The organism is Stenotrophomonas sp. RG-453 (assembly GCF_033843685.1).
In the GTDB taxonomy this organism is placed as follows: Bacteria; Pseudomonadota; Gammaproteobacteria; order Xanthomonadales; family Xanthomonadaceae; genus Stenotrophomonas; species Stenotrophomonas bentonitica_A.
Map to the genome: position 1 here is coordinate 489,358 of NZ_JAMYED010000002.1, position 25,394 is coordinate 514,751.

The 25,394-nt window shown below is 67.8% G+C and carries 23 protein-coding genes; 11 read left to right on the forward strand and 12 right to left on the reverse strand.

Annotated elements, in window-relative coordinates; all coding sequences use genetic code 11:
- Window positions 1-5: 5 nt before the first annotated feature.
- From NJD74_RS04955 to NJD74_RS04970, 4 genes are all read left to right on the forward strand, one after another.
- Entirely contained in the window at window positions 6-1,145 is a 1,140-nt protein-coding gene (locus NJD74_RS04955) for a glycosyltransferase family 1 protein (RefSeq protein ID WP_319623789.1), read from the forward strand.
- Window positions 1,126-1,659: a phosphatase PAP2 family protein gene (locus NJD74_RS04960; RefSeq protein WP_019185821.1), complete on the forward strand. Its 534-nt coding sequence runs from the start codon at window positions 1,126-1,128 to the stop codon at window positions 1,657-1,659. Before NJD74_RS04955 ends, NJD74_RS04960 begins: the two co-directional genes overlap by 20 nt.
- 85 nt (window positions 1,660-1,744) lie before the next feature.
- The gene (lpxH, locus tag NJD74_RS04965) at window positions 1,745-2,488 is read left to right on the forward strand and encodes a UDP-2,3-diacylglucosamine diphosphatase (protein WP_019185822.1); all 744 of its coding nucleotides are present in this window, start codon (window positions 1,745-1,747) and stop codon (window positions 2,486-2,488) included.
- 87 nt (window positions 2,489-2,575) lie between these two features.
- The gene (locus NJD74_RS04970) at window positions 2,576-4,060 is read left to right on the forward strand and encodes a DUF2235 domain-containing protein (RefSeq protein WP_319623790.1); all 1,485 of its coding nucleotides are present in this window, start codon (window positions 2,576-2,578) and stop codon (window positions 4,058-4,060) included.
- Here the strand turns inward: NJD74_RS04970 and NJD74_RS04975 are convergent.
- The 7 genes from NJD74_RS04975 to NJD74_RS05005 form a co-directional block, all read right to left on the reverse strand.
- A complete protein-coding gene (locus NJD74_RS04975) occupies window positions 4,033-4,893 on the reverse strand; it encodes a ferritin-like domain-containing protein (protein ID WP_046272391.1) in 861 nt (286 codons plus the stop codon). The two genes, NJD74_RS04970 and NJD74_RS04975, sit on opposite strands and share 28 nt — an antisense overlap.
- 9 nt (window positions 4,894-4,902) lie before the next feature.
- Window positions 4,903-6,369, reverse strand: coding sequence for an amidophosphoribosyltransferase (gene purF / locus NJD74_RS04980; RefSeq protein ID WP_019185825.1), 1,467 nt, complete (start codon window positions 6,367-6,369; stop codon window positions 4,903-4,905).
- Between the two features lie 30 nt (window positions 6,370-6,399).
- Window positions 6,400-7,131: a CvpA family protein gene (locus NJD74_RS04985; protein ID WP_019185826.1), complete on the reverse strand. Its 732-nt coding sequence runs from the start codon at window positions 7,129-7,131 to the stop codon at window positions 6,400-6,402.
- Between the two features lie 58 nt (window positions 7,132-7,189).
- The gene (locus NJD74_RS04990) at window positions 7,190-8,218 is read right to left on the reverse strand and encodes an SPOR domain-containing protein (RefSeq protein ID WP_019185827.1); all 1,029 of its coding nucleotides are present in this window, start codon (window positions 8,216-8,218) and stop codon (window positions 7,190-7,192) included.
- A gap of 98 nt (window positions 8,219-8,316) precedes the next feature.
- Window positions 8,317-9,594 carry a bifunctional tetrahydrofolate synthase/dihydrofolate synthase gene (gene folC, locus NJD74_RS04995; protein ID WP_070473745.1) on the reverse strand — a complete coding sequence of 426 codons (1,278 nt, stop codon included), beginning with the start codon at window positions 9,592-9,594 and terminating at the stop codon, window positions 8,317-8,319.
- Between the two features lie 51 nt (window positions 9,595-9,645).
- On the reverse strand, window positions 9,646-10,290 hold the full coding sequence (locus NJD74_RS05000; protein ID WP_019185829.1) for a histidine phosphatase family protein: 645 nt from the start codon (window positions 10,288-10,290) through the stop codon (window positions 9,646-9,648).
- A 276-nt stretch (window positions 10,291-10,566) separates the two neighbouring features.
- Window positions 10,567-12,729 carry a S46 family peptidase gene (locus tag NJD74_RS05005; RefSeq protein ID WP_070473743.1) on the reverse strand — a complete coding sequence of 721 codons (2,163 nt, stop codon included), beginning with the start codon at window positions 12,727-12,729 and terminating at the stop codon, window positions 10,567-10,569.
- Between the two features lie 220 nt (window positions 12,730-12,949).
- Between NJD74_RS05005 and tdh the strand changes: the two genes are divergently transcribed.
- Window positions 12,950-13,972 carry an L-threonine 3-dehydrogenase gene (tdh, locus tag NJD74_RS05010; protein WP_026070190.1) on the forward strand — a complete coding sequence of 341 codons (1,023 nt, stop codon included), beginning with the start codon at window positions 12,950-12,952 and terminating at the stop codon, window positions 13,970-13,972.
- A 187-nt stretch (window positions 13,973-14,159) separates the two neighbouring features.
- Here the strand turns inward: tdh and NJD74_RS05015 are convergent, their stop codons facing one another.
- Window positions 14,160-14,861, reverse strand: coding sequence for a TorF family putative porin (locus tag NJD74_RS05015; protein WP_319623791.1), 702 nt, complete (start codon window positions 14,859-14,861; stop codon window positions 14,160-14,162).
- Between the two features lie 193 nt (window positions 14,862-15,054).
- On the opposite strand from NJD74_RS05015, the gene kbl reads away from it, so the two are divergent.
- The gene (gene kbl, locus NJD74_RS05020) at window positions 15,055-16,266 is read left to right on the forward strand and encodes a glycine C-acetyltransferase (protein ID WP_070473741.1); all 1,212 of its coding nucleotides are present in this window, start codon (window positions 15,055-15,057) and stop codon (window positions 16,264-16,266) included.
- A gap of 244 nt (window positions 16,267-16,510) precedes the next feature.
- Here the strand turns inward: kbl and NJD74_RS05025 are convergent, their stop codons facing one another.
- The 4 genes from NJD74_RS05025 to NJD74_RS05040 all read right to left on the reverse strand — a co-directional run bounded on the left by NJD74_RS05025 (window position 16,511) and on the right by NJD74_RS05040 (window position 19,609).
- Window positions 16,511-16,855: a hypothetical protein gene (locus NJD74_RS05025; RefSeq protein WP_123728467.1), complete on the reverse strand. Its 345-nt coding sequence runs from the start codon at window positions 16,853-16,855 to the stop codon at window positions 16,511-16,513.
- Window positions 16,856-16,946: 91 nt separating this feature from the next.
- On the reverse strand, window positions 16,947-17,798 hold the full coding sequence (locus tag NJD74_RS05030) for a pseudouridine synthase (protein ID WP_070473739.1): 852 nt from the start codon (window positions 17,796-17,798) through the stop codon (window positions 16,947-16,949).
- A gap of 19 nt (window positions 17,799-17,817) precedes the next feature.
- On the reverse strand, window positions 17,818-18,327 hold the full coding sequence (locus NJD74_RS05035) for a hypothetical protein (protein WP_019185836.1): 510 nt from the start codon (window positions 18,325-18,327) through the stop codon (window positions 17,818-17,820).
- 190 nt (window positions 18,328-18,517) lie between these two features.
- Window positions 18,518-19,609, reverse strand: coding sequence for an OmpA family protein (locus NJD74_RS05040; protein WP_019185837.1), 1,092 nt, complete (start codon window positions 19,607-19,609; stop codon window positions 18,518-18,520).
- 372 nt (window positions 19,610-19,981) lie between these two features.
- Here NJD74_RS05040 and NJD74_RS05045 point away from each other — a divergent pair, with 372 nt between their 5' ends.
- The 5 genes from NJD74_RS05045 to NJD74_RS05065 all read left to right on the forward strand — a co-directional run bounded on the left by NJD74_RS05045 (window position 19,982) and on the right by NJD74_RS05065 (window position 25,330).
- A complete protein-coding gene (locus tag NJD74_RS05045; RefSeq protein WP_019185839.1) occupies window positions 19,982-21,007 on the forward strand; it encodes a zinc-binding alcohol dehydrogenase family protein in 1,026 nt (341 codons plus the stop codon).
- 98 nt (window positions 21,008-21,105) lie between these two features.
- Window positions 21,106-21,717 (forward strand): membrane protein, encoded by a 612-nt coding sequence (locus NJD74_RS05050; protein WP_019185840.1) that lies wholly within the window; start codon window positions 21,106-21,108, stop codon window positions 21,715-21,717.
- Window positions 21,718-21,822: 105 nt separating this feature from the next.
- Window positions 21,823-23,856, forward strand: coding sequence for an NADPH-dependent 2,4-dienoyl-CoA reductase (locus NJD74_RS05055; RefSeq protein WP_319623792.1), 2,034 nt, complete (start codon window positions 21,823-21,825; stop codon window positions 23,854-23,856).
- Between the two features lie 314 nt (window positions 23,857-24,170).
- Entirely contained in the window at window positions 24,171-24,629 is a 459-nt protein-coding gene (locus NJD74_RS05060) for a cell wall hydrolase (protein WP_019185842.1), read from the forward strand.
- An 89-nt stretch (window positions 24,630-24,718) separates the two neighbouring features.
- Entirely contained in the window at window positions 24,719-25,330 is a 612-nt protein-coding gene (locus NJD74_RS05065) for a glutathione S-transferase N-terminal domain-containing protein (RefSeq protein WP_319623793.1), read from the forward strand.
- Window positions 25,331-25,394 lie beyond the last annotated feature (64 nt).

Here is a 25,394-nt window from a genome sequence, read left to right on the forward strand (position 1 = left end):
CCGCCATGCGCTATGCCATCGTCACCGAAACCTATCCCCCGGAAGTCAACGGCGTCGCCCTGACCGTGCAGGGCCTGGAACTGGGGCTGCGTGCCGCCGGCCACCAGGTGGATCTGGTCCGGCCCCGGCAACCGTCCGATGTGGACAACGCCGAAGGCACCGTCCTGGTCACCGGCGCCAACCTGCCGCGCTACCCCGGCCTGCGTTTCGGCCTGCCCGCGCCCGCCCGGTTGGGCCGCCAGTGGCAGCAGCAGCGGCCGGACGCGATCTACATCGCCACGGAAGGCCCACTGGGCTGGTCGGCACTGCGCACCGCGCGACGCCTCGGCATTCCGGTCGCGACCGGCTTCCATACCCGCTTTGACGAATACCTGCCCGACTACGGCGTGGCCTGGCTGCAGGCCGCCGCGCTGCGCTGGATGCGCCGCTTCCACAACCAGGCCGATGCGACGCTGGTGCCGACCCAGGAGCTGCAGCAGTTCCTCGGCGAGCAGGGCTTCGACCGCGTCCGTCTGCTGGCGCGCGCGGTGGACAGCAGCCAGTTCGAACCCGAGCGGCGCGACCCGGCGCTGCGTGAGGAATGGGGCATCGACGGCAACGGATTCGCGGCGATCCATGTCGGCCGCATCGCCCCGGAGAAAAATCTCGGGCTGGCGGTCAAAGCGTTCCGCCGCCTGCAGCAGGTACGCCCGAAGGCGCGCTTCATCTTCGTCGGCGATGGCCCAGCGCGCGCCAGGCTGGCCCACGACAACCCGGACTTCATCTTCTGCGGCGTGCAGCGCGGCGACGCGCTGGCGCGGCATTTCGCCAGCGGCGATCTGTTCCTGTTCCCCAGCCGCAGCGAGACCTTCGGCAACGTGACCCTTGAAGCCATGGCCAGCGGACTGGCCACGGTCGCCTTCGACTACGGCGCCGCCCGCGAATACCTGCGTACCGATGAGAACGGCATCGCCGTAAGTGACGACAGCGAGTTTGTGACCGCCGCCGTGCAGCTGGCCGGCGACGATACGTTGCGCCACCGGCTCGGCCGTAACGCCGCCACGGCGATGAAGCGCCTGCATCCGCAGCACGTGGTCGCCGAGTTCGATGCGCTGCTCTCTGAACTGGCCCACGCCCGGAGGGCACATGCCGACCACGCCGCTTGACGCCCTGCGTGGCCGCGAAACGCGCTGGTGCCGCCGCGCCAACCACTATTGCCGGCACCGCCGGATCCGCCATGCCTTCGCGGTGATCAGCCGCCTGGGTGATGGCGCCTTCTGGTACGCACTGATGGGTGCGCTGGTGCTGCTGGATGGCTTGGACGGCCTGCGCGCCTCGCTGCACATGGCCGCCACCGGCTTGATGGCCCTGCTGCTGTACAAAGGCCTCAAACGCTGGACGCGACGCCCGCGGCCCTACGCCGCCGACCTGCGCATCCGCGCTTGGGTGGCGCCGCTGGACGAGTTCAGTTTCCCGTCCGGGCACACCCTGCACGCGGTGTCCTTCACGATCGTGGCACTGGCCTATTACCCGTGGCTGGCCCCGGTGCTGGTGCCCTTTACGATGCTGATCGGGCTGTCGCGGGTCGTGCTGGGGCTGCATTACCCCAGCGATGTGCTGGCCGCGACCGGGATTGCCGCCCTGCTGGCGGCGGCCAGCCTGCAGTGGCTGCCGCTGTAGCGGCCATGGCCGTGCTGCGTTGACGCAGCCAGGCGCTTCACCCTGCAGCGATGCCTCGCCCGTGATCCCGTTTTACAATGCGGGCATGACCACGCTGTTCATCTCCGATCTGCACCTGGACCCGAGTCGTCCAGCCATCACCGACCTGTTCCTGGCGTTCCTGCGCGATGAAGCGATGCAGGCCGATGCCCTGTACATCCTGGGCGATCTGTTCGAAGCCTGGATCGGCGATGACACGCCCTCCCCGGCCGCCGATGCGGTCGCGGTCGCGCTGCATGCCGTGGCCGACGCCGGCGTGCCGGTGTACTTCATCCGAGGCAACCGCGATTTCCTGGTCGGCGAGGACTATGCGCGCCGCGCGGGATTCACGATCCTGCCCGACCCGAGTGTGATCGATCTGTACGGCCGCCCGGTGCTGCTGCAGCATGGCGACCTGCTGTGCACCGACGACACCGCTTACCAGCAGTTCCGCGCACAGACCCGCGACCCGGTGTTCCAGGCGCAGTTCCTGTCGCAGCCGCTGGCCGCGCGCATTGCCTTCGCGCAGAAGGCCCGCGATGCCAGCCAGGCGCGCCAGTCGGAAATGAAGCAGGGGGACCGTGCCCAGTTCGAGACCGTCACCGATGTCGCGCCGGCGGAAGTGGATGCTACCTTCGGCCGCTACGGCGTGGACACCATGATCCACGGCCATACCCACCGCCCCGCCATCCATGCGCTGCAGGCCGGGGGCCGCGATTGCACGCGCATCGTGCTGGGCGACTGGTACGAACAGGGCTCGGTGCTGCGCGTCACCCCAGACGGCTGGACCCTCGATTCGCTGGCGAGCTGACGCCGGCAGCAGCCCTGCCTGCCGTGCTGTTCCGGCGCGGGGCTTCCGCGCTACCTTAGCCGGGCATCCTCGGGGAACAGGGACGATATGGCGGTGGCAGCTACCCAACCGACGACGCCGACGGTGTCGCTGCACATCGGCCTGTTCTTCGACGGCACCCGCAACAACGCCGACAACCTGCAGCGCGCTTCGCGCCCGCCCGGTGCCACCACGCCTGCGCCGCGCCCACCTGCGGTGGTCGCCGATGATGCCTCGCCGTACCAGAGCCGCTTGACCAGCAGTTACAGCAACGGCCTGACCAACATCGCGCGGCTGCACGCCTTGTACCCGGACCATCGGCAGCTGCCGCCGGCCGGAAGCACCCTCGCGCTGTCGATCTACATCGAAGGCGTGGGCACGCGTACCGGCGAGGAAGACGACCTGATGGGGCTGGCGTTCGGCATCGGACGCACCGGCGTACGCGCCAAACGACGGCGCGCGCTGGAGCAGCTGCTGCCGGAGGCGCTGCGCCAGCTGGCCCGCGCGCAGCCCGGTCATACCCTGGGCAGCGTGCGGGTGGATCTGTTCGGTTATTCGCGTGGCGCGGCCAGTGCACGCGACGTGGTGAACGTGCTCAATGCGCCCGCCGGTGCCGCGTGGCTGCGCGAACAGCTGGTGCGCTCGGGCTGGGCGCTGGCGCCGGGATTCCCCGCCACCGCGCGGCCGGTACGCTTCGTGGGGCTGCTCGATACCGTGGTGGCGATCGGCCGCCAGCACCGCGATGAGATGCCGGCGCTCGCGCTGCGCCCCGGCTGTGCGGACAAGGTGGTGCAGCTGGTCGCCCGCGATGAACACCGCGAGCATTTCGCGCTCACCAGCGTGGCGCCCGAGCACGAAGAGATCGCCCTGCCGGGCGTGCACGCCAACATTGGCGGCGGCTACGACCAGCGTATCGAAGGGCCCAAGCTGCTCAGCCGGCCCCAGGGTCAGCTGCTGCGCGGTACCGGGCTGGCGCCAGGCGCGGTGCCGCCGCCGGCACTGCTGCGCGCGAGCACGGTCTACCGCACCGCGCAGGCAACCTGCCGCCGCTGGCAGCGCACGCTTGGCCTGGGCGATGACGCGATCTGGGTCGATGTCTGGCACCAGTGGCAGCTGCAGCGCATCGCCGGCAGCCGCAGCGTGCTGCCGCAACTCACCCTGCGTGGGTACGCGGCGGTCGTCCTGCGCCGCGAGATCGATGCGCGCTACCAGTTCATCGCGTTGCGGCTGCTGCACCAGCGCGCCGCCGGGGCGGGCGTGGCGTGGACGACCTCGCCCGATCAGCTGCCTGCGCTGGCGTTGCCGATGGAGCTGCAACCGATCGCAGCGCGGCTGCTGGCCGGCCAGCCGCTGGACGCCGCGCAGGAGCTGCTGCTGCGCCAGCGCTACCTGATGCAGTCAGCACATTGGAACTTCGATGCATTGGGCGATACCGCGCTGCTCTACGCCGCCGATGAAGGCACCCGGGAGTTGCCGTATCGACCCGGGCCAGGCCTGTTCTACGTCAACCGGCCGACCGCGAGCGGTCAGCGCGTGGTGCTGGCCAACACCTGACCGCGCAGCTCGGTCTGTTCGATCAGCTCGGCCAGTTCTTCCTCATCAAAGCCAGCCAGCAGGCGCGCTTCGAGATTGAACGGGCCATAGAGATAGCCGCCGGCGTATTCCTTCAGCAGCGCCATGAACCGCGGTCGCGGCTCGACGTTTTCACGCGTGCAGTACCAGCGGTACCAGCGCGAGCCGGCGGCCACGTGCGCCACTTCTTCGCGCAGGATGATCTCCAGCACATCGGCGGTGGCATGGTCGCCACCGGCACGCAGCTTCACGATCATCCCCGGGGTGACATCCAGCCCGCGCGCTTCGAGCACGCGCGGCACCAGCGCCATGCGCGCCAGCCCGTCGTGCGCGGTCTTCTCGCACATTTCCCACAGGCCGTTGTGTGCGTCGAAATCGCCGTACGCATAGCCATTGGCCTGCAGCCGATCGTGCAGCAGCATGAAGTGGCGCGATTCGTCATCGGCCACACTGACCCAGTCGGCATGGAACGACGTCGGCAGGCCGCGGAATCGGTACACCGCATCCCAGGCCAGATCGATCGCATTGAGTTCGATATGCGCGATGGCATGCACGAACGCGGCACGCCCCTCCACGCTGCCCAGGCCACGCCGCGGCAGATCGCGCGGGTGGACCAGCGTCGGCCTGGCCGGGCGCCCCGGCATCCGGATCGGCGCCGGTGGCGGCGCATCGGCCGGTGCCTTCAGGCGACCGGCGCGGAACTGCACGGCATAGTGCTGGGTCAAGGCAACCTTGCGCAGCGGATCCGGCTCGGCCAGGCACTGCTGCGCGGCCTGCAGCAGATCGCCGGCCGCGCTGTCCAACACATCACTCATGCCCGGCCCTCAGGCGCGACGCTTGTGCTTGGCATCGTCCGAACGCAGCTGCTGGATGCGCTCGAAATAGCCCGGCTCGATCCCGGTCGGGTAGACGCCGTTGAAGCACGAGGAATCGAACGACTTCAGCTCCGGATTGCCTTCGCTCACCGCCGCTTCCATGTCCTCGATGTCCTGGTAGATCAGCCAGTCGCAGCCCAGGTGCTTCTCGATTTCCTCGATGCTGCGATTGTGCGCGACCAGTTCTTCGGCCGCCGGCATGTCGATGCCGTAGATGTTCGGATAGCGCACCGGCGGCGCGGCGCTGGCCAGGTAGACCTTGCGGGCACCGGCGTCGCGCGCCATCTGCACGATCTGCTGGCTGGTGGTGCCGCGCACGATCGAGTCATCCACCAGCAGCACCACGCGGTTGCGGAACTCCAGGTGGATCGGGTTGAGCTTGCGGCGCACCGACTTCACGCGCTCGCCCTGGCCCGGCATGATGAAGGTGCGGCCGATGTAGCGGTTCTTGATGAAGCCTTCGCGGTACTTCACCCCGAGGGTGTTGGAGATCTCCAGCGCGGCATCGCGCGAGGTATCCGGGATCGGGATGATGGTGTCGATGTCGTGGTCCGGGCGCAGGCGCAGGATCTTCTCGCCCAGCTTGATGCCCATGCGCATGCGCGCCTTGTGCACCGACACGTTGTCGATCATCGAATCCGGGCGCGCGAAGTACACGTACTCGAAGATGCACGGGCTGTGCTCGACCGGCTCGGCGCAGACTTCGGAGAACAGCTCGCCGCGCGCGGTGATGACCAGCGCTTCACCCGGGCGCACGTCGCGCACGCGCTGGAAGCCGAGCACGTCCAGGGCGGCCGATTCGGAGGCCACGATGTATTCATCGCCTTCGGCGTGGGCGCGCTTGCCCAGTACCAGCGGGCGGATGCCATGCGGATCGCGGAAGGCCACCAGGCCCAGGCCCAGCACCACGCTGATCACCGCATAGCCACCCTTGACCCGGCGGTGCACGGCGGCCACGGCGCGGATCGCCGCTTCCGGGGTCAGCTGGCGCTGCGCGTCCAGTTCGAAGGCGAACACGTTCAGCAGCACTTCGCTGTCCGAATCGGTGTTGACGTTGCGGCGGTCCTGCTCGAACACCTGCTGGCGCAGGGCTTCGGTATTGATCAGGTTGCCGTTGTGGGCCAGCGCGATGCCGTACGGCGAGTTCACGTAGAACGGCTGCGCCTCGTCCATGCCTTCCGAACCGGCGGTGGGATAGCGCACGTGCGCGATGCCGACGCGGCCTTCCAGCGTGGACATCCGCTTGGCATCGAACACATCACGCACCAGGCCATTGGCCTTCTGCACGCGCAGGCGGGTGCCATCGGCGGTGGCGATGCCGGCCGCGTCCTGGCCACGATGCTGGAGGACGGTCAGGCCGTCATACAACTGCCCGGCGACGTTCTGGTTGCCGACGATTCCGACGATGCCACACATGGTGCGAGTTCTCCGCTGGGCTGCGCCCATCTACAGTGAAGGTGGCCGTGCCTGGCCGGGGGTACCGTTCCGTGCCGGAGCGGTGTCGTCCGGACGCGGGTGCGCCGGCTCGATATTGACTGGCAGTGTGGAAGCCGGCCCGCGCGCCGCAGCGTCGGCAGGTGCCGTCTCCCTCCCCTCGTCAACGGGACGCGGCCATCCGCGCCCTGCCACTACCTCGCCAAGGACGCCATTATCGCCTGTCGCGAGCGGCTTGCCCAAATCCATCGTCGGCAGTTGCGGCAGATTCACCTCCGGCAACGCCATCTCGGGCAGCTGCGCCTGCATCCAGCGCACGCCCGGCTGCAGCAGCGGGCGCACCTGCGAAGTCTGCCAGGCCGGCTCCTGCGGCAACGGTGTGAAGGCGGCCAGCATCAGCAGCACGCAGCCCAGGAAGGCGCCCCGGACCAGGCCCAGCGCGCCGCCCAGCACGCGGTCGGCGCCCGTCAGGCAGGTGACCTTCACGGCGGCCTTGATCAGCATGCCGATCAGGCCCACCGCGATCATGACGATCAGGAACACCCCCAGATAGCCGGCAACATAGTGGCCGGTGCCCGGTTCCAGGGGGGCGGCCCACCAGTGCGCCGCGTCGTTGCCGAACAGGAATGCGGCCCAGCCGGCCAGCAGCCAGGACAGCGTGCCGACCACGATCCCGACGAAGCCGCGCATCAGCCCCAGCAGGACCGAGGCGCCGATCAGGACCAGCAGGACGATGTCGATCATGCCGTCAGGCCGCGCGGCAGGCGCCGTCCAGCAGCTGCGGGGCGGCGCAGGTCAGGCATCAGGGATGCGGGCGGACCATGCCGGCCACGCCGACCTTGGCGGCGACCTGGGCCTTGAGGTTCTCGGCATCGGCGCGGTTGGCGACCGGCCCGACGCGGACCCGGTTGAGGGTGCCCTTGTCGGTGCGGACCTGCTCCACGAAGGCGCTGAAGCCGGCGGCGCGGACTTTGTCGCGCAGCGCGTTGGCTTCGGTGGCCTGGCCAAAGGCACCCAGCTGCACGGCGAAGCCGACACTGCTGGCCGCCGGGGCCGCCGGGGCAGCAGGCGCCGCAGCGGCAGCTTCGGGCTTGGGTGCCGGTGCCGGCTTGGGTTCGGGCTTGGGCGCGGCCGGCTTCGGTTCCGGCTTGGCGGCCGCGACCGGTTCGGCCGGCAGGGATTCGGTTTTCACCGTGTTGCCCGATGGCGCGGCGGCGGCGCTGGAGGCCGGCGGTGCAGCCGAGGGAGTCGGTGCGGTGGCGGCCGGGGTCGCGGCAACCGCGGTGGCCGCGCGCGCATCGAGGGTGATCACCTCGGCCTTGACATCGTTGCGCACCTTGACCGCCTGCAGGCGGCCCGCTTCGGCCAGCGCGCGGTCGGCGTAGGGGCCCACGCGCACGCGCCAGGCCTGGCGACCGTTGATCGTGGCCGGCTCGCGGAAGCCCGCCAGCTGGGCACTCTTCAACGAGGCGATGACGCGGTCGGCATCGGCTTCGCTGGCGTAGGCGCCAAAGCTCACGGCGTAGTTGCCGGCGGCGACGGCCGGCGAGGTATCGGCCGGGGCCGGATCGGCGGCGACGGCAGCGCTGTCGGCCAGCGGCTGGGTGGTCGATGCGCCGCTCTGCAGGCCGGTGGCACCACCGGTCGGTGCGACCAGCGGCAGCTCGCGGGTTTCGAACTGACCGTCCGATGGCGCGGCCGGTGCGCTGATCGGCACGTTGGCGACACCACTGTCAGGTGCGGGACCCTTGACCAGCATGGGCAGGAAAATCACGGCCAACGCCACCAGGACGATGGCACCAATCAGTCGCTGTTTCAGAGGAGTATCCACGTGAAGGCAGGCAGGCGGCGCGGCGGAATGCCACGGCGATTATACGGGTGCGCGCGTGTGCGGCGGCTGATGCGGCTGAACGGCACCGCAAAGCGCCCTCAGGCGCCGGGGTCGAGCGTCTGCAGCGCCTGTGCGGCGGTATGGAAGGAGCCGAACACCAGCACGCGGTCGCCGGCGTTGGCTTGCGTCACGGCATGCTGCAGTGCCTCCACGACGGTCGCGTGCGGCGTTGCGGCGGCCGCAGCCGTACCAGCCAGGCGTGCCTGCAGTTCCGCGGCACTCTGCGCACGCGCGCCCTCCAGGCCGGCCAGATGCCACTGCTGGACCTGATCGGCCAAGGCATCCACCACACCGGCAGCATCCTTGTCCTGCAGGGCAGCGAACACGGCGATGGTGCTGCCGGTGACGGGACTGGCCTTCAGCGCCGCCGCCAGCTCACGGGCGGCCTGCGGGTTGTGGCCGACATCGACCAGCACCTCCACACCATCACGATCGAAGGATTGCAGGCGGCCACGGATGCGCGCGGCCGCCACGCCCTCGATGAAGGCGGTGCGCGGCAGCGGGCGATCCAGGGCACGCAGCGCGGCAATCGCGGTGGCGGCATTGGCGCGCTGGATCGGGCCACGCAGGGCCGGGTGCGGCAGTTCAAGCCGGAAGCCGACATCACGCCAGCGCCAGCGTTCGCCATCGATGGCCTCGGCGAAGAAGTCGCTGCCGCCGCGGATGGCATTGGCCCCGAGCAGGTAGGCGCGCGCGAGCACGCTCGAGGGCGGATCGATTTCGCCCAGGATGACCGGCTTCCAGCCCCGGATGATGCCGGCCTTCTCGGTGCCGATCGCTTCGCGGTCCTCGCCCAGCCAATCGCTGTGATCGATGTCTACGGTGGTGATCACCGCCACGTCGCCATCGACGATGTTCACCGCATCCAGGCGCCCGCCGAGGCCGACTTCAAGCACGGCCAGATCCAGCCCGGCCTGTGCGAACAGATGCAGCGCGGCCAGGGTGCCGTACTCGAAATAGGTGAGCGTGGTATCGCCGCGCGCGTCTTCGATGGCGTTGAAGGCGGCCATCAGTTCGTCATCGCTGGCGTCTTGCCCATCGATGCGCACACGCTCGTTGTAGCGCAGCAGGTGCGGGGAGGTGTACGCGCCGACCTTCCAGCCGGCCGCACGGGCGATCGCCTCGATGAAGGCAACCGTGGAGCCCTTGCCGTTGGTGCCCCCGACCACGATGCTGCGCTCGGCCGGTGCGCCCAGCCCCATCGCCTGCGCCACGGTACGCACCCGGTCCAGCCCCATGTCGATGGTGGCGGAGTGCTGCTGCTCGATGTAGCCGAGCCAGTCGGAGAGGGTCTGCGGGCGGGCGGTGGTGGTCATGGTCGTTGGATCGGAATCGTTGGGGCGGACGGCAGGATGGGACGCAGTGCGTTACAGCGCGCGGTGCTTGGCTTCGCCGAAGAACGGCGTGTGGTGGGCACAATCGTTGAGGCGGACCACTTCCAGTTGGTCCAGGTCGGGCCCTTCGAGCAGGTTGAGGGTGGTCGGTGCCTGGCGGAAGGTCCACAGCCGCGAGATCGGCAGGCCGAGGATGCGGCACAGGATCACGCGGTTGACGGCGTCGTGGGCGACCACCAGCAGGGTGTCATGCTCGCCGAGGCCTTCGGCGGCACGGGCCAGGCCGCGCCAGCTGCGCTCGAGCACCAGGCGCAGCGATTCGCCGCCGGGCATCAGCACGGTATCCGGCTCTTCGCGCCAGGCGCGCAGGCGGGAGGGATCCTTCTCGTGGATTTCGCTGGCCAGCAGGCCCTCCCATTCGCCGTGGGCGATTTCCTGCAGGTCCGGCTCGGTCAGCAGCATCGGGGCACGCTCGGCGCCAAGGGCGAGCTGGGCGGTCAGCTGGGCACGCACAAGCGGTGAGGCGACGGCGCGGGTGATGTCGACCGAGTTGAGGCGTTCCCCCAAGGCCTTGGCCTGGGCTTCGCCGATCGGCGACAACGGGATATCGATCTGGCCTTGGTAGCGGCCTTCGGCATTCCACGGCGTTTCGCCGTGACGGGCAAGCAGGATGCGCATGCGGACAAGGGGTCCTTGGGGGGAGGAGGTTGCGGCGTTTCGTTCACGTCCTGTGAAACCACACCGAACAGGGATCATACCCGGTCGCGGCGGTGAAGCTGTGCGGCGCTTTGCGCTTCGTTGCGTGCGGGCATGCTGGCTTGCTGGCCTACCCTGCCCGGCCCAGGCCGGCGCGCCCCCACGGGGGAAAACAAGACGCCGCGGGCTTGACTGTACGTCGCACATAAAAAAACCCCGCAGATTTCGCTGCGGGGTCATCGAAACCGACGTGTCGGCTTACTTGCTGAGGTTCAGTTCCTTCAGCAGCTGCGGCGCCGGCGCCACTTCCTGCATGATCCACTGCATGTAACGGCTGTCCACGGCAATCATGCGGGTCATCACCGGATCGAACACCCAGTTGGAGCTCACCGATTCCCAGTTGCCGTCGAAGGCCAGGCCGACCAGCTTGCCGTTGGCATCGAGCACCGGCGAACCGGAGTTGCCACCGGTGATGTCCAGGTTGGACAGGAAGTTCACCGGCACCGAGCCGATGCGCTTGTCTTCCAGGCCGCCATAGCGCTTGGCCTTGACCGCTTCCAGCAGCGCCTTGGGCGAATCGAACGGGTCTTCGCCGGTTTCCTTCGCCGCCACGCCTTCCAGGGTAGTGAACGGGGTGTAGTTCACGCCGTCCTTGCCGTAGCCCATGACGTTGCCGAAGGTGATGCGCAGCGACAGGTTGGCGTCCGGATAGACGAACTCGCCCTTGCTCTTCTTGTAGTCGGCCACGGCCTGCAGGTACAGCGGGCGCGATACCAGCGACTCGCCTTCGCGGGTCTTCTTCTGCTCTTCCTGCTGCAGCAGCGCCGGCATCACCGCGACCGCGTACTGGATCGCCGGGTCGGTGCTGGCTTCGAAGGCGGCACGGTCGGCCTTGAACCACTTCAGGCGCTCATCCAGGCTGCCCAGCTTGGTGCCCGAGAGCTTGCCGACCAGGCCATCCACGGCGGCCTTGTCGCTGCCGGCCAGCCACTGGTTGAGCACCTCGTTGCTGCGCTGCGCGGCCGGCAGGGCCACGTACTGGCTCAGCCAGTAGGTCTGCAGCTGCTGGTCCATGCGCGGCACGTAACGGCGGTCCATCTGCTTCAGGCCGCCTTCGATCGAGGGCAGGTCACGTTCCTGGTAGCCGACCTCACGCTCGGCATCGGCCTTGCTGCGTTCGATCGACAGGCGGTACAGGGTGATCGCCGAGCCCACTGCGGAGGTGCTGTTGAACTGGCTGACGAACAGGTCGCGCTCACGCGTGGCCTTGCTGGTGTCCAGGTGCTGGATCAGCTGCGCATGTGCGGCCAGGGCCGGCTTGCCGGCGGCACCGCGCTTCTTCAGCCAGGCCAGCACGGCGGCTTCTTCGGCCTGCTTCTGGCCGGCCGCGTCGATGCGCTTGAAGCCTTCCAACTGGCCCGCGTAGTTCTTGGCCACGTTGTTCATGCTGGCCGCGGTGGCGGCGTACTTCACCTTGACGTCCGGGTCGGCCTTGCCGGCCTCGTCGATCATCTTCAGCACCGCGTTGTAGTGGCGCGCGATGGTCGGGTAGGTCCAGCTGGCGGTTTCATTGAACTCGCCGGCCAGGGCGTAGCGGTTGGTGCGCCCCGGGTAGCCGGCCACCATCACGAAGTCGTCGGCGCCCAGCGGCTGGTCGGCGAACGTCAGGAAGTGCTTGGGCTGGTAAGGCACGTTGTCGGCCGAGAAGGCGGCCGGCTTGCCGTCCTTGCCCACGTAGGCGCGGTAGAACGAGAAATCGCCGGTGTGGCGCGGCCACATCCAGTTGTCGATGTCGCCACCGAACTTGCCGACGCTGCCCGGGGGCGCGTAGACCAGGCGCACGTCCTTGATTTCCATGTTGCGGAACAGGCGGTAGGTGTTGCCGCCGGAGAAGCTGTACAGGCGGCAGCGGAAGCCGGCATCGGCTTCACAGGCGGCCGTCTGGGCCTTGTCGAAGGCCTCCAGCGCGCGGGTCCGGGCCAGCGGGTTCTTGCCGGCGGCGGCGATGGCGGCCTTGGCCTGGTCGGTGACGTCGGTGATCTGGTCCAGCACGAACACGCGGGCGTTCGGGCCGGCGCTCAGTTCGTCCTTCAGGGTCGGGGCGTTGAAGCCGTCCTTGATCAGGTTCTTCTCGGCCGTCGAATTCAGCTGGATCGCACCGTAGGCGCAGTGGTGGTTGGTGACCACCAGGCCCTGCGGGGAGACGAAGCTGGCGGTGCAGCCGCCCAATGCCACGACCGCGCCCATCGGGTCGCCGGTCAGGTTGGAGATCTGCTCCGGGGACAGCTTCAGGCCGGCCTGCTTGAGCGGGCCGGCGATTTCCGGCAGCTGCTGCGGCACCCACATGCCTTCAGCGGCATGGGCGACCTGGACCAGCCCAAGGCTGGCGACGACGGAGAAGGCAAGCAGGTTCGAGCGCATTGAGCAGCCCCTGGTGAAAGAACCGCCGATTCTAGCCCAGCCGCTGCCCCGGCCCGAAGCCGGGTAGAGCCGACCCATGGTCGGCTGGCCGCACACAGTGCGGCCATGATGGGCATGGCCACCGCCCAGCCCACCCGCGCTGCAACATGGGAAAAACGCCAGCGGCTCTATAATCCGCGTTTTCCCCCAGATGAGTTCCACCCCGATGGCGCAGCAAACAATGAAGGCCCTGGTCAAACGCGAAGCCGCCAAGGGCATCTGGCTGGAAGAGGTTCCGGTCCCCACCCCCGGTCCGAACCAGGTCCTGATCAAGCTGGAAAAGACCGCCATCTGCGGCACCGACCTGCACATCTACCTGTGGGACGAGTGGAGCCAGCGCACGATCAAGCCGGGCCTGACCATCGGCCACGAGTTCGTCGGCCGCATCGCCGAGATCGGCCCGGGCGTGACCGGTTATGAAATCGGCCAGCGCGTCTCGGCCGAAGGCCACATCGTCTGCGGCCATTGCCGCAACTGCCGCGGCGGCCGCCAGCACCTGTGCCCGAACACCGTGGGCATCGGCGTCAACGTCAACGGCGCCTTCGCCGAATACATGGTGATGCCGGCCAGCAACCTGTGGCCGATCCCGGACCAGATCCCGTCCGAGCTGGCCGCCTTCTTCGATCCGTACGGCAACGCCGCGCACTGCGCGCTGGAGTTCAACGTGATCGGCGAGGACGTGCTGATCACCGGCGCCGGCCCGATCGGCATCATCGCCGCGGGCATCTGCAAGCACATCGGCGCGCGCAACGTGGTGGTCACCGACGTCAACGATTTCCGCCTGAAGCTGGCCGCCGACATGGGCGCCACCCGCGTGGTCAACGTGTCCAACACCTCGCTCAAGGACGTGATGAAGGAGCTGCACATGGAGGGCTTCGACGTGGGCCTGGAAATGAGCGGCAACCCGCGCGCGTTCAACGACATGCTCGACTGCATGTACCACGGCGGCAAGATCGCCATGCTCGGCATCATGCCCAAGGGCGCCGGCTGCGACTGGGACAAGATCATCTTCAAGGGCCTGACCGTGCAGGGCATCTACGGCCGCAAGATGTACGAGACCTGGTACAAGATGACCCAGCTGGTGCTGTCCGGCTTCCCGCTGGGCAAGGTGATGACCCACCAGCTGCCGATCGATGAGTTCCAGAAGGGCTTCGACCTGATGGAACAGGGCAAGGCCGGCAAGGTGGTTCTGAGCTGGAATTGATCGCCTGCGCCTTCGGCACAGATGATCAATGGTCCAATCCACCGTATTCCCGCGCCGTTGGCGCGGCCCCTTGAACAAGAAGGGGGCGGCGCTCCAGCAGGGGTTCCGGTGTGAGACCCACAGTGAAAAGGCGCCCATCCGGGCGCCTTTTCTGGTTCGCGAGGTGGTCGGCGGTGTCGGGCGCCGGTTACTGCCCGATGCCGACCGTGAACACCACGCGGCTGTCGGCCAGCTTGCCGGAGTTGTCGCGGCCGTTGCCGTCGGTGCCGTAGTAGCCCAGGCCGAGATTGAACAGGCCGAACTGGCGGCTGACGCCGACGTTCCAGTCGGTGTAATCCTTGGAGATGCCTTCTTCGAAGGTGCTGCGCCCGACGTTGGCGCTCAGCGTGAAGTCCTGCGGCAGCGCCCACTCGCCACCCACGGCGTAGTACCACGCATCGGTGCCCGAATTGAACACGTCGTTGGTGTAGGTCACGGTCAGGCTGTACTGCTTGGCGAAGGTGGTCTTGGTGATGAACTCGTTGTACGCCAGTTCGCTGGAGCCCGGGTAGGTGTAGCGGTTCAGCAGCAGGTCCAGGTTGACGGAGTCGGTCACGTCGAAGGCGTAGCCGATCAGGTAGTCGACCTCGGCATCCGCGCCGCCATCGCCAAAGTCCACGCCCGAGCCCCAGACACCGGCGTACAGGCCGACCGGCGAGGTATAGGTGAAACCGGCCTGGATCGTCGGATCTTCATCGGTCTGGGAGACACCGCGGAACACGTAGTCCGACACGCCGGTCACGTTCCAGCTGAAGGGAGAGGCGGCCTCGTCCTGGGCACTGGCGGCAAACGGGGCAAGCAGGGCGGCGCAGAGCACAACGGCGGCGGTACAGCGCGTGGCGTGGTTCATGCGGGGTCTCTCCAGACGTGGGGGTGGGCGGAACGGTGCGGTTTACAGTTTTTTAACCTGATTGATATTGCGATGCAACAATCACGTCTGCAACGGTTCCTCGCCTGACCCGGCGCGATCGACCGGACGTGCAACCCGGCGGCCGCCTGCGACAGGTAAAATCCCGGGTTTCCCGTGCCGAAGACTGCCTGCCATGACCGACGCCACCACCGCCTCGCTGACCCAGCACTACGTTGAAGAACTCGAGGCGATCCGCGCCCAGGGCCTGTTCAAGTCCGAACGCATCATCACCAGCCCGCAGTCGGCCGAGATCACCCTGGACGACGGCCGTACCGTGCTGAACTTCTGCGCCAACAACTACCTGGGCCTGGCCGACCATCCGGACCTGATCCAGGCGGCCAAGGACGCGCTGGATACCCACGGCTTCGGCATGGCCTCGGTGCGCTTCATCTGCGGCACCCAGGACCTGCACAAGCAGCTGGAAAAGCAGATCGCCGGGTTCTTCGGCAAGCAGGACACCATCCTGTACGCGGCCTGCTTCGATGCCAACGGCGGCCTGTTCGAGCCGCTGCTGGGCGAGCACGATGCGATCATTTCCGATTCGCTCAACCACGCCTCGATCATCGACGGCGTGCGCCTGTGCAAGGCCAAGCGCTTCCGCTACGCCAACTGCGACATGGCCGATCTGGAAGCCCAGCTGCAGGCCGCCGATGCGGCCGGCTGCAAGACCAAGCTGATCACCACCGACGGCGTGTTCTCGATGGACGGCTTCATCGCCCCGCTGGATGAGATCACCGCACTGGCGAAGAAGTACAACGCGCTGGTGCACATCGACGAATGCCATGCCACCGGCTTCCTCGGCCCAACCGGCCGCGGCTCGGCCGAGGTCAAGGGCGTGCTGGAGAAGATCGACATCATCACCGGCACCCTGGGCAAGGCCATGGGCGGCGCACTGGGCGGTTTCACCTGCGCCAGCGCCGAAGTGATCGAGCTGCTGCGCCAGCGCTCGCGCCCGTACCTGTTCTCCAACTCGCTGCCGCCGCACGTGGTCGCCGCCGGCATCAAGGCCTTTGAAATGCTGGCCGCCGCCGACGACCTGCGCAGCACGCTGGCCGAGAACACCGCCTACTTCCGCGAGAAGATGACGGCTGCCGGCTTCGACGTGAAGCCGGGCGTGCACCCGATCAGCCCGGTGATGCTGTACGACGCGCCGCTCGCGCAGAAGTTCGCCGAGCGCCTGCTGGAAGAAGGCATCTACGCGATCGGCTTCTTCTTCCCGGTGGTGCCCAAGGGCCAGGCCCGCATCCGCACCCAGATCAGCGCCGCGCACACGCGTGCGCACCTGGACCGCGCCATCGATGCGTTCACCCGCATCGGCGTCGAGCTGGGCGTGATCAAGGGCTGAGGGCCGCAACCGACCAACGGTCGGCACGGCCGTAGCACCCGCGCATTGCGGAGGTAGAGCCGACCGTTGGTCGGCTGCCTCTCGTCGCAGGTCATGAACCTCCGGCATGGGGGCACGCTTTGCGTGCCTCAGCCGACCAACGGTCGGCTCTACCGTCCGGTGTGGACATCGGATGCGGGGCAGGCTTTGCGCGCCTGAGCCGACCAACGGTCGGCTCTACCGTTGGGGCGACGCGCGCGGCGGGTTACTTCTTCTTTTTCTTCTTGTCCTTGGCCTCTTCCTTGCTGGCCACCACCACCGGTGCCGCGACCGGGCCATCCTGGCCGTTGCCCTTGGCCACGCGGATACCGTTGGCCTTCATCCAGGCATCGAACTCGTCGGCGCTCATGCGCTTGTCGCCATCGCTCATCAGGAAGCGGTAGCTGCCGCGGCCATCGAGCTCGGGAATCTTGATCTCCACCACCTTGTCGGTCACCGGCGGATCCTGCTTGGCGATCTGTTTGTGTCCGCCGCAGGCGGTCAGCAGCGCGGCCGGCAACAGCAGGCAGGCGCCACGAAACAGGGAACGGTTGAGGGTACTGACGTGCATGGTCTTACTCCCGGTGTTGAACGGAACGTCCCTTCGAAGGCCATCCATTGCCCGGGTCGACTGGCCTGCCACCTGCCGGCAGGCCACAAGGTCACGGTGTCGCCGCGGCGCTGTCGGCCACGGCATGAAGCAGATCCAGATCGTGTTGGCTGAGCTCGCGCCAGGCGCCTTTGCCCAGCTCGCCCAGCGGCAGCTGGCCGATCGCCACGCGTACCAGGCGCAGCACGGTGATGTCCAAGGCGGCCAGCAACCGGCGGATATGCCGGTTGCGGCCCTCCTCCAGCACGATTTCCAGCCAGGCGGTCTTGTCTCCGCTGCGCAGCAGCGTGGCGCGGCGCGCGCGCAGCCATTCGCCCTCGTCCTCGATGCCGGCGCACAACGCCTGCAGCTGCGCGGCGTCGGGGATGGCATCGATCTGGACGTGATAGGTCTTGTCCGGACCGGTGGCCGGATCGGTCAGGCGCGCGGCCCACTGCGGATCATTGCTGAAGAGCAACAGGCCTTCGCTGGCCTTGTCCAAGCGCCCGACCGGCGCAATCCACGGCAGCCCGGCATCGTCGAAGCAGCGGTAGACGGTGTCGCGGCCGCGCTCGTCCTGCGCGGTGGTGACCAGGCCGCGCGGCTTGTTCAACAGCAGGTACACGCGCTTGGGGGCGTCCAGCGGCTGACCATCGACGCGCACGTGGTGGCGGCCGTCGATGATGGGAAATTCGGGGTTGTTGATGACACGGCCATCGACCGTGACCCGGCCCTCGGCGATCCAGCGCGCGGCTTCCGTGCGCGAGCACAGCCCGGCTTTGGACAGTACCCGCGCCAGGCCATGGCGCGGTGCGGTCGGGGTGGCGCTGGAGGCGGTGCTGCGGCTGCCTGTTGCGGGGCTCGCACGCCGCTCGGGGCGGCGTGGTCGGGACGCGTTCGCGGCGGGTGGCCGGCGTGTCGTCATCGTGCTCCGCTCAGGCGGCTTACTTCTTGTCCACCGGCTTGGTCTCAGCCGGGGCTTCGGTGGCGGCGGCCGGGACGGCAGCCGGTACCGGGCGCGCCTTGACCACGCGCACACCGCGCGCCTTCATCCAGGCGTCGAACTCTTCGGCGGTCATGCGCTTGCCGTTCTGGCTCATGTCAAAGCGCCACGGCGTGTTGTCGAACTCGGTCTGCGGCTTGTAGGCGGCCGGATCGTTCGGGTTGATCACCGGTGCGCTGGGGATCGCCTTGGCGATGTTCTGGCAGCCGTCGATGCGCAGGCGCTGCAGCACGCGGTCCAGCGACTGTTCCTGGTCGAAGTTGGAGGTCAGCACGCCGGCAGGCATGCCCAGCTGCACGTTGCGGATGTACAGCTCTTCGGCCACCGGTGCGATCGCGGTGGCTGGCAGCGGCAGCGGTGATGCGCTGACAGGTGCCGAACAGTCCACGGCAGCGTGGGCGGTGGGAACCAGGGCCAGGCCAAGCGCGGCGGCCAGTGCAAAACGCTGCATGGGATGCATCCAGGAAGGGGTCGACGCGGCGAGTTTAACAGCGCCACAACGTCTTTCAAGCGCCACCTTCAATGAATACGGCAACTTGTTGGATTTATTGTTGATTTCTCTGTTTCTGGCAAACCAGAGGCAAAAAAAACAGGGCCCGGCAATGCCGGGCCCTGCTGATGAGACTGTACTGCCAGAAGGATTAGTTCTGGACGTTCAGCTCGGTACGACGGTTCTTGGCGCGACCTTCCGGGTTATCCGAACCATCCGGGTTGGTGTTCGGCGCAATCGGGCGGCTCTCGCCGTAACCGATCGGACCGACCAGACGCGAAGCGTCAACGCCGTTCTGGGTCAGGTAGTTGTACACCGAGGTAGCACGACGCTCGGACAGCTTCTGGTTGTAAGCGTCGGTACCCTTGGAATCGGTGTGACCGGCCACTTCAACGCGCAGATCCGGGTAACGCTTCAGGATTTCCGAAGCTTCGCTCAGGATCGCAACCGCGTCCGGACGCAGGTTCGACTTGTCGAAGTCGAAGTTCACGCCCTTCAGATCGATCGACACCGGGACCGGGCAACCGTCCGGACCGATGGTCTGGCCAGGCTGCGAGTTCGGGCACTTGTCGTCGCAGTTGTTGACGCCGTCACCATCGTCATCCAGGTCGGCGCAGCTCGGGGCAACCGGAGCCGGAGCCGGCACGGCAGCAACCGGGGCCGGGCCCAGCGGGATCACGACGCCGACCGAAGCCAGCACGTCGCCGAACCAGTCTTCGCTCGGAGCAGCAACGCTCTGGTCGTCGAAGTCAGCGCGGTAGGCCACTTCGGCACGCACGGCGACGCGCTTTTCGAAGGTGGTCTGCAGACCGACGCCGAGCTTGGCGGCGAAGTTGCCGTCCTTGCGCTCACGCGGACCGTTGGTGTTCAGCGCTGCGTACTCTTCTTCCGACTTCTGGTAGCCCAGACCGAACAGCAGGTACGGGTTCCAGCCGCGGCCTTCCTGGATGAAGTGGCGACGCAGGTCGAGCGAGGCGCCGTACTGGCTCCAGTTCAGATCCTGGTTGGCATCGAAGTTCGGGTTCTGGTAGTTCAGCTCGCCGTCCAGCGACCAGTTGGGGCTGATGAACTTACCGAGGCCCAGGGTAACGAACGGAGCGTCGTTGGTCAGACGGTCGCTATCCTGGAAGTTGAAGCCGGCCGAACCGGTCAGGTACCAGCGGTCGTCAAAATCCTGCGCCGATGCAGCCTGGGCGAAAGCCAGACCGCCCAGCAGCGCGGCAGTAAGGATCTTCTTGTTCATTGAGTACAGCTCCTATTTCGGGGGTATGAAACCGGTAGAGGCATGGGCCAGCACTACTGCATCGTTTTCAGACTGCCGATTCAGCACGCCACCGCCGCGAACATTATGCTCAGGCGAGTGAAGGTGATGTTAACAGTCACGTAACATGTGAAGACGACCGCCAGACCTCTACCGGGTCCAGCTGGTGGCACCCTATACAGGTTGATGAAATTCCGCAAGACCCAGCAATGACAAGGGTTTTGCCTAATTCAGGCGACGTCGCGACACATTTTTCACGTTAGGGTTCAAATCGCGATGGCGCCTTGATTCAGCGCAAAAACAGGGACGGCGTGATCCGTATGATGGGGAGGATTCCCTCGTTCCGGAGCCGACATGAAAGCCGTGGGATTGACCCAGTATCTGCCGATTGAAGACCCCGCCGCGCTGCAGGACGTGAATGTGGCGACACCCGGCGCGCCCCAGGGGCGCGACCTGCTGGTGCGGGTACACGCTGTTTCCGTCAATCCCGTGGATACCAAACAGCGCGCGCCGCGCGCGCAGCACGAAAACCCGCCGCGGATCCTGGGCTACGACGCGGCCGGTGTCGTGGAAGCCGTCGGCCCGGAAGTCAGCGCTTTCGCGCCCGGCGATGAGGTGTATTACGCAGGCGATGTCACCCGCCCCGGTTGCAATGCGCAGTACCAGTGGGTGGATGAGCGCCTGGTCGGGCGCAAACCCACCACGCTGGATTTCGCCGAAGCCGCGGCGTTGCCATTGACCACGCTGACCGCCTGGGAGCTGCTGTTCCAGCGCATGCCGCTGCAGTTCGAAGATCGCCGCCATCGCGGCCAGCATCTGTTGATCATCGGCGGTGCCGGCGGCGTCGGTTCGATGGCGATCCAGCTCGCGCGCCATGCAGGCTTCACCGTGATCGCCACCGCGTCGCGCGAGCAGAGCCGTGCGTGGTGCCTGCAGATGGGCGCCGACCACGTGATCGATCATCGCCAGCCATTGGCGGCGCAGCTGCAGGCGCTGGGCATCACGCAGGTGCAGGTCGCGCTGAACCTGGCCGACACCGACCACTACTGGGACGCGCTGGGCGAACTGCTGGCCCCGCAGGGGCATGTGGGGCTGATCGTCGAACCCCGTGGACCCCTGCGGATCGGCGATCCCTACAAAGCCAAGTGCATTGGCATCCATTGGGAATTCATGTTCGCGCGCTCGCGCTTCCAGACCGCCGACATGATCGAGCAGCACTGCATCCTGGGCCGCGCCGCCAGCCTGATCGACGCCGGTGAGCTGCGCACCACCGCGCACACGCACCTGGGTACGATCAATGCGGCGAACCTGCGCGAGGCGCACCGGCGGCTGGAAGGCGGCGGGGTGATCGGCAAGCTGGTGCTGTCGGGCTGGGCGTAACCGGCGCGGCAACGTGTCAGCGCACATTCGCGGTCATCTGTATCTGTCGGCGCGGCCCGGCGCCGCCTACAGTCAGTGGCCCTTCCGGTGACATCGCCATGCCCACTTCCCTGCCCCTGCGCCTGCTGCAACTCCTGCTTGGTCTGTTCCTGTATGGCTTCGGTGCGGCGGTGATGATCCGCGCCGCGATCGGCGTGGCGCCCTGGGATGTGCTTTCGCAGGGCATCGCGCTGCAGACACCGCTCTCCTTCGGCGTGGCCACCAATGTGATCGGCGCGCTGGTGCTGCTGCTGTGGTGGCCGATCCGGCAGAAGCCGGGCCTGGGCACCGTGCTCAACGTGCTGCTGATCGGCCCCAGCGCGCAGTTCGGGCTGTGGCTGCTGCCGGAGGTGCACGGCCTGGCCTGGCAGATTCCCATGTTCCTGTGTGGCCTGCTGCTGGTCGCGCTGGCCACCGGCCTGTACATCGGCGCGCGCTTCGGCCCGGGCCCGCGCGATGGTCTGATGACCGGCCTGCACGCCCGCACCGGCTGGCCGATCTGGATCGTGCGCAGCGCGATCGAAGGCACCGTGCTGCTGATCGGCTGGTGGCTGGGCGGCAATGTCGGTGTCGGCACCCTCGCCTTCGCCCTGCTGATCGGCCCGCTGTGCGGCATCACGCTGCCGCTGTTCGGCATCCGCAAGCCCGCCCCGGCAACCGTCACCCCATAACGGGCCTCCGCACCGACCGGCGGTCGGTGCGTGGCAGGACACATGCGCTTGCTCTTCAGGGGCTTTCGCGGCACCCTGCGGGCTTCCGTACGCAAGCGTATCCACATGTCGCCAGCCGCTGAATCCGCCGCCTATCCGCATCTGTTCGCCCCGCTCGACCTGGGTTTCACCCAGCTGCGCAACCGGGTCCTGATGGGGTCCATGCACACCGGTCTGGAAGATCGCGCGCGCGATTTCCCGCGCCTGGCGGCGTATTTCGCCGAGCGGGCGGCCGGCGGCGTCGGCTTGATCGTCACCGGCGGCTTCGCCCCCAACGTGGTCGGCTGGCTCAAGCCGTTCGGCGGCAAGCTCTCCTGGCCGTGGGAGGTGCGACCGCATCGCCAGGTCACCCGGGCCGTGCACGACAACGGCAGCAGGATCTGCCTGCAGCTGCTGCATGCCGGCCGCTACGCCTACCACCCTCTGTCGGTGGCGCCTTCCAAGCTGAAGGCACCGATCAACCCGTTCACCCCGCGGGCGCTGTCGGCGCGCAGCGTGGACCGGCACATCGCCGATTACGCACGCAGCGCGCGGCTGGCCCGCGAGGCCGGCTACGACGGCGTCGAGGTGATGGGCTCGGAAGGCTATCTGATCAACGAATTCATCGCGCCACGCACGAACCAGCGCAACGACCGCTGGGGCGGCGACGCGGCGCAGCGCATGCGCTTTGCGGTGGAGATCGTGCGCCGCATCCGCGAGGCCTGCGGGCCGGACTTCATCATCATCTACCGGCTCTCGCTGGTGGATCTGGTGCCCGACGGCAGCAACTGGGCCGAGATCGTGCAGCAGGCCCAGGCCATCGAGGCGGCGGGCGCGACCCTGATCAACTCCGGCATCGGCTGGCACGAGGCGCGCATCCCCACCATCGCCACCTCGGTGCCGCGCGGCGCCTTCGCCGGGGTCACCGCCAAGCTCAAGCCGCATGTGCGCGTGCCGGTGATCGCCACCAACCGCATCAACATGCCCGACGTGGCCGAGCGCATCCTCGCCGCGGGCGGCGCCGACATGGTTTCGCTGGCGCGGCCGCTGCTGGCCGACCCGCAGTGGGCCAACAAGTCGCGCGCCGGCCGCCCGGAGGCGATCAACACCTGCATCGCCTGCAACCAGGCCTGCCTGGACCACGTGTTCGAGAACAAGACGGCCAGCTGCCTGGTCAACCCGCGCGCCGTGCACGAGACCGAGCTGGTCTACCGCCCGACCACCGCGCCGCGCCGGATTGCCGTGGTCGGTGCCGGCCCGGCCGGGCTGGCCTGCGCGACCGTGGCTGCCGAGCGCGGCCACGCGGTCACGCTGTTCGATGCCGGCAGCGAGATCGGCGGGCAGTTCAACGTCGCCAAGCGCATCCCGGGCAAGGAAGAATTCCACGAGACGCTGCGCTACTTCCGCCACAAGCTGGACGAGACCGGTGTCGATGTGAGGCTGGACACCGTGGCCGACGTGGCCGCGCTGGCCAACTTCGACGAGGTGGTCATCGCCACCGGCATCACCCCGCGCCGGGTCGATTTCCCCGGCGCCGACCATCCCAAGGTGGTCAGCTACCTGGATGTGCTGCTTGGCCGGGTCCGGGTGGGCGAGCAGGTCGCGATCATCGGCGCCGGCGGGATCGGCTTCGATGTCGGCGAGTTCCTGGTCCACGCAGGCCCCTCCTCGGCGCTGGACCCGGCACGCTGGATGGCCGAATGGGGCGTGGACCCCAGCTTCGAGGGCCGTGGCGCGCTGGCCAGGCCGGCGCCGGAGCCCCCCGCGCGCAAGGTGTGGCTGCTGCAGCGCAGCCCGGGCAAGCCCGGCGCCCGCCTGGGCAAGACCACCGGCTGGATCCACCGGGCCACGCTCAAGGCCAGGGGCGTGAGCATGCTCGGCGGCGTGGAGTACCTGGGCGTGGACGACAGCGGCCTGCGTATCCGCGTGGAGGGCGAAGAACAGCTGCTGCCGGTGAGCCATGTGGTGGTCTGCGCCGGGCAGGAACCGCGCCGTGATCTGCACGCCGCGCTGCAGGCCGCCGGCATCACCGCACAGTTGATCGGCGGTGCCGATGTCGCCGCCGAACTCGACGCCAAGCGCGCGATCAATCAGGGCAGCCGGTTCGCCGCTGCACTCTGAGCCGGGATTGGATCAGGGTCTGATGCCGGTCCGAGCGGACCTGAATACGGGGCTGAACCGCCGATTCAGCCCCACCTCCCAACCTGAATGTCAAGCTTTCGGGTTCAGGATGTATTGGGAAATCCCCCCCTATCGTGCGCCAACTTTCCCGCTCACCACCCAGTTCGAGTGAGCGCGCGGGCCCCACGTCTATTCGGGTCCGCCCCCGGGCGGCCCCGATGGCCGCCTCCCCATGACGCCAAGTCGTATCCCACGCCCCGTCCGCATGATCGGATGGAACAGCCAGGTGCGGCCCACACGGAGCAAGGAGATTTATGAAACTGGCCTGGATTCTCTGGCTGTCACAGTTGTTGCCGCAGCCTGCCGCCGATTCGTTGTGCCTGAGCACGACCGTCTACCTCGAAGCGCGTGACCAGACCCTGCGCGGCCAGCAAGCCGTCGCGGAAGTGGCCCTGCGCCGCCTGGACAGCGGCCTATGGGGCGACTCGATGTGCCAGGTGGTGACCGCGCGCAAGCAGTTCGCCCCGACCATCGTCGCGCCCGGCACCCAGCTCGGCAACGCCGATGCCTGGCAGGAAGCGATGACCGTGGCCTTCGATGCCGAGCGCAACTGGGCCCTGCCCGCCGGTGAGCGCAAGGAGATCGTGCCCGGCGCGAGCCACTTCGCCGCCATGGCGATCGCCAACCCGAGCTGGCGCAACGCCTACCAGGTGGCCACCATCGGCGACCACACGTTCTACCGCGTGCAGAAACTCAAGCCGCGCGCGTCGTAACGATCTGTTACGGCGATACCGTTGAGGATGAAGGGCCAGCTCTGGAATAGTGGGCGGCTCACCTTCCACCCATCCGCAACGGAGTTCCCATGAAGCTGTACAGCAAGCCCGGAGCCTGCTCCACCGCCGACCACATCGCCCTGCAGTGGACCGGCCAGCCGTTCGAGGTGGAACTGCTCGACAAGGACACCCTGAAGGCACCGCCGTTCCTGGCCATCAATCCGGCCGGTTCGGTCCCGGTGGTGGTCGATGGCGATTTCGTGCTGACCCAGAACGCGGCGATCATGGGCTATATCGCCGATACCCACCCGCAGGCCGGCCTGACCGGTGATGGAAGCCCCAAGCAGCGCGCCGAAGCCACCCGCTGGCTGTCCTTCGTCAACTCCGACCTGCACCCGGCGTTCAAGCCGCTGTTCGCGCCGGGCGCCTTCATCGGAGACGACACCCAGTACGACGCGCTCCGCGCCGCCGCCCGCAAGCGGCTGCGTGGCCTGTTCGAGCGCGCCGATGCGCAGCTGGCCGATCGCCCCTGGCTGGCCGGGTTCCGCAGCTTCGCCGACCCCTACTTCTACATCACCCTGCGCTGGGCCGCGGGCGCGAAGATCGACCTGAGCGGCCTGGACAACCTCGCCGCCTTCAAGCAGCGCATGGAGGCTGATACCGGCGTGCAGGCGGTGCTGAAGGCCGAGGGCCTCCTGTAGGGCCATCCCATGGGTGGCTGCAGCCGGTCCGGCCAGAACAGACGCGTCCGGCCGGACAAGGAGC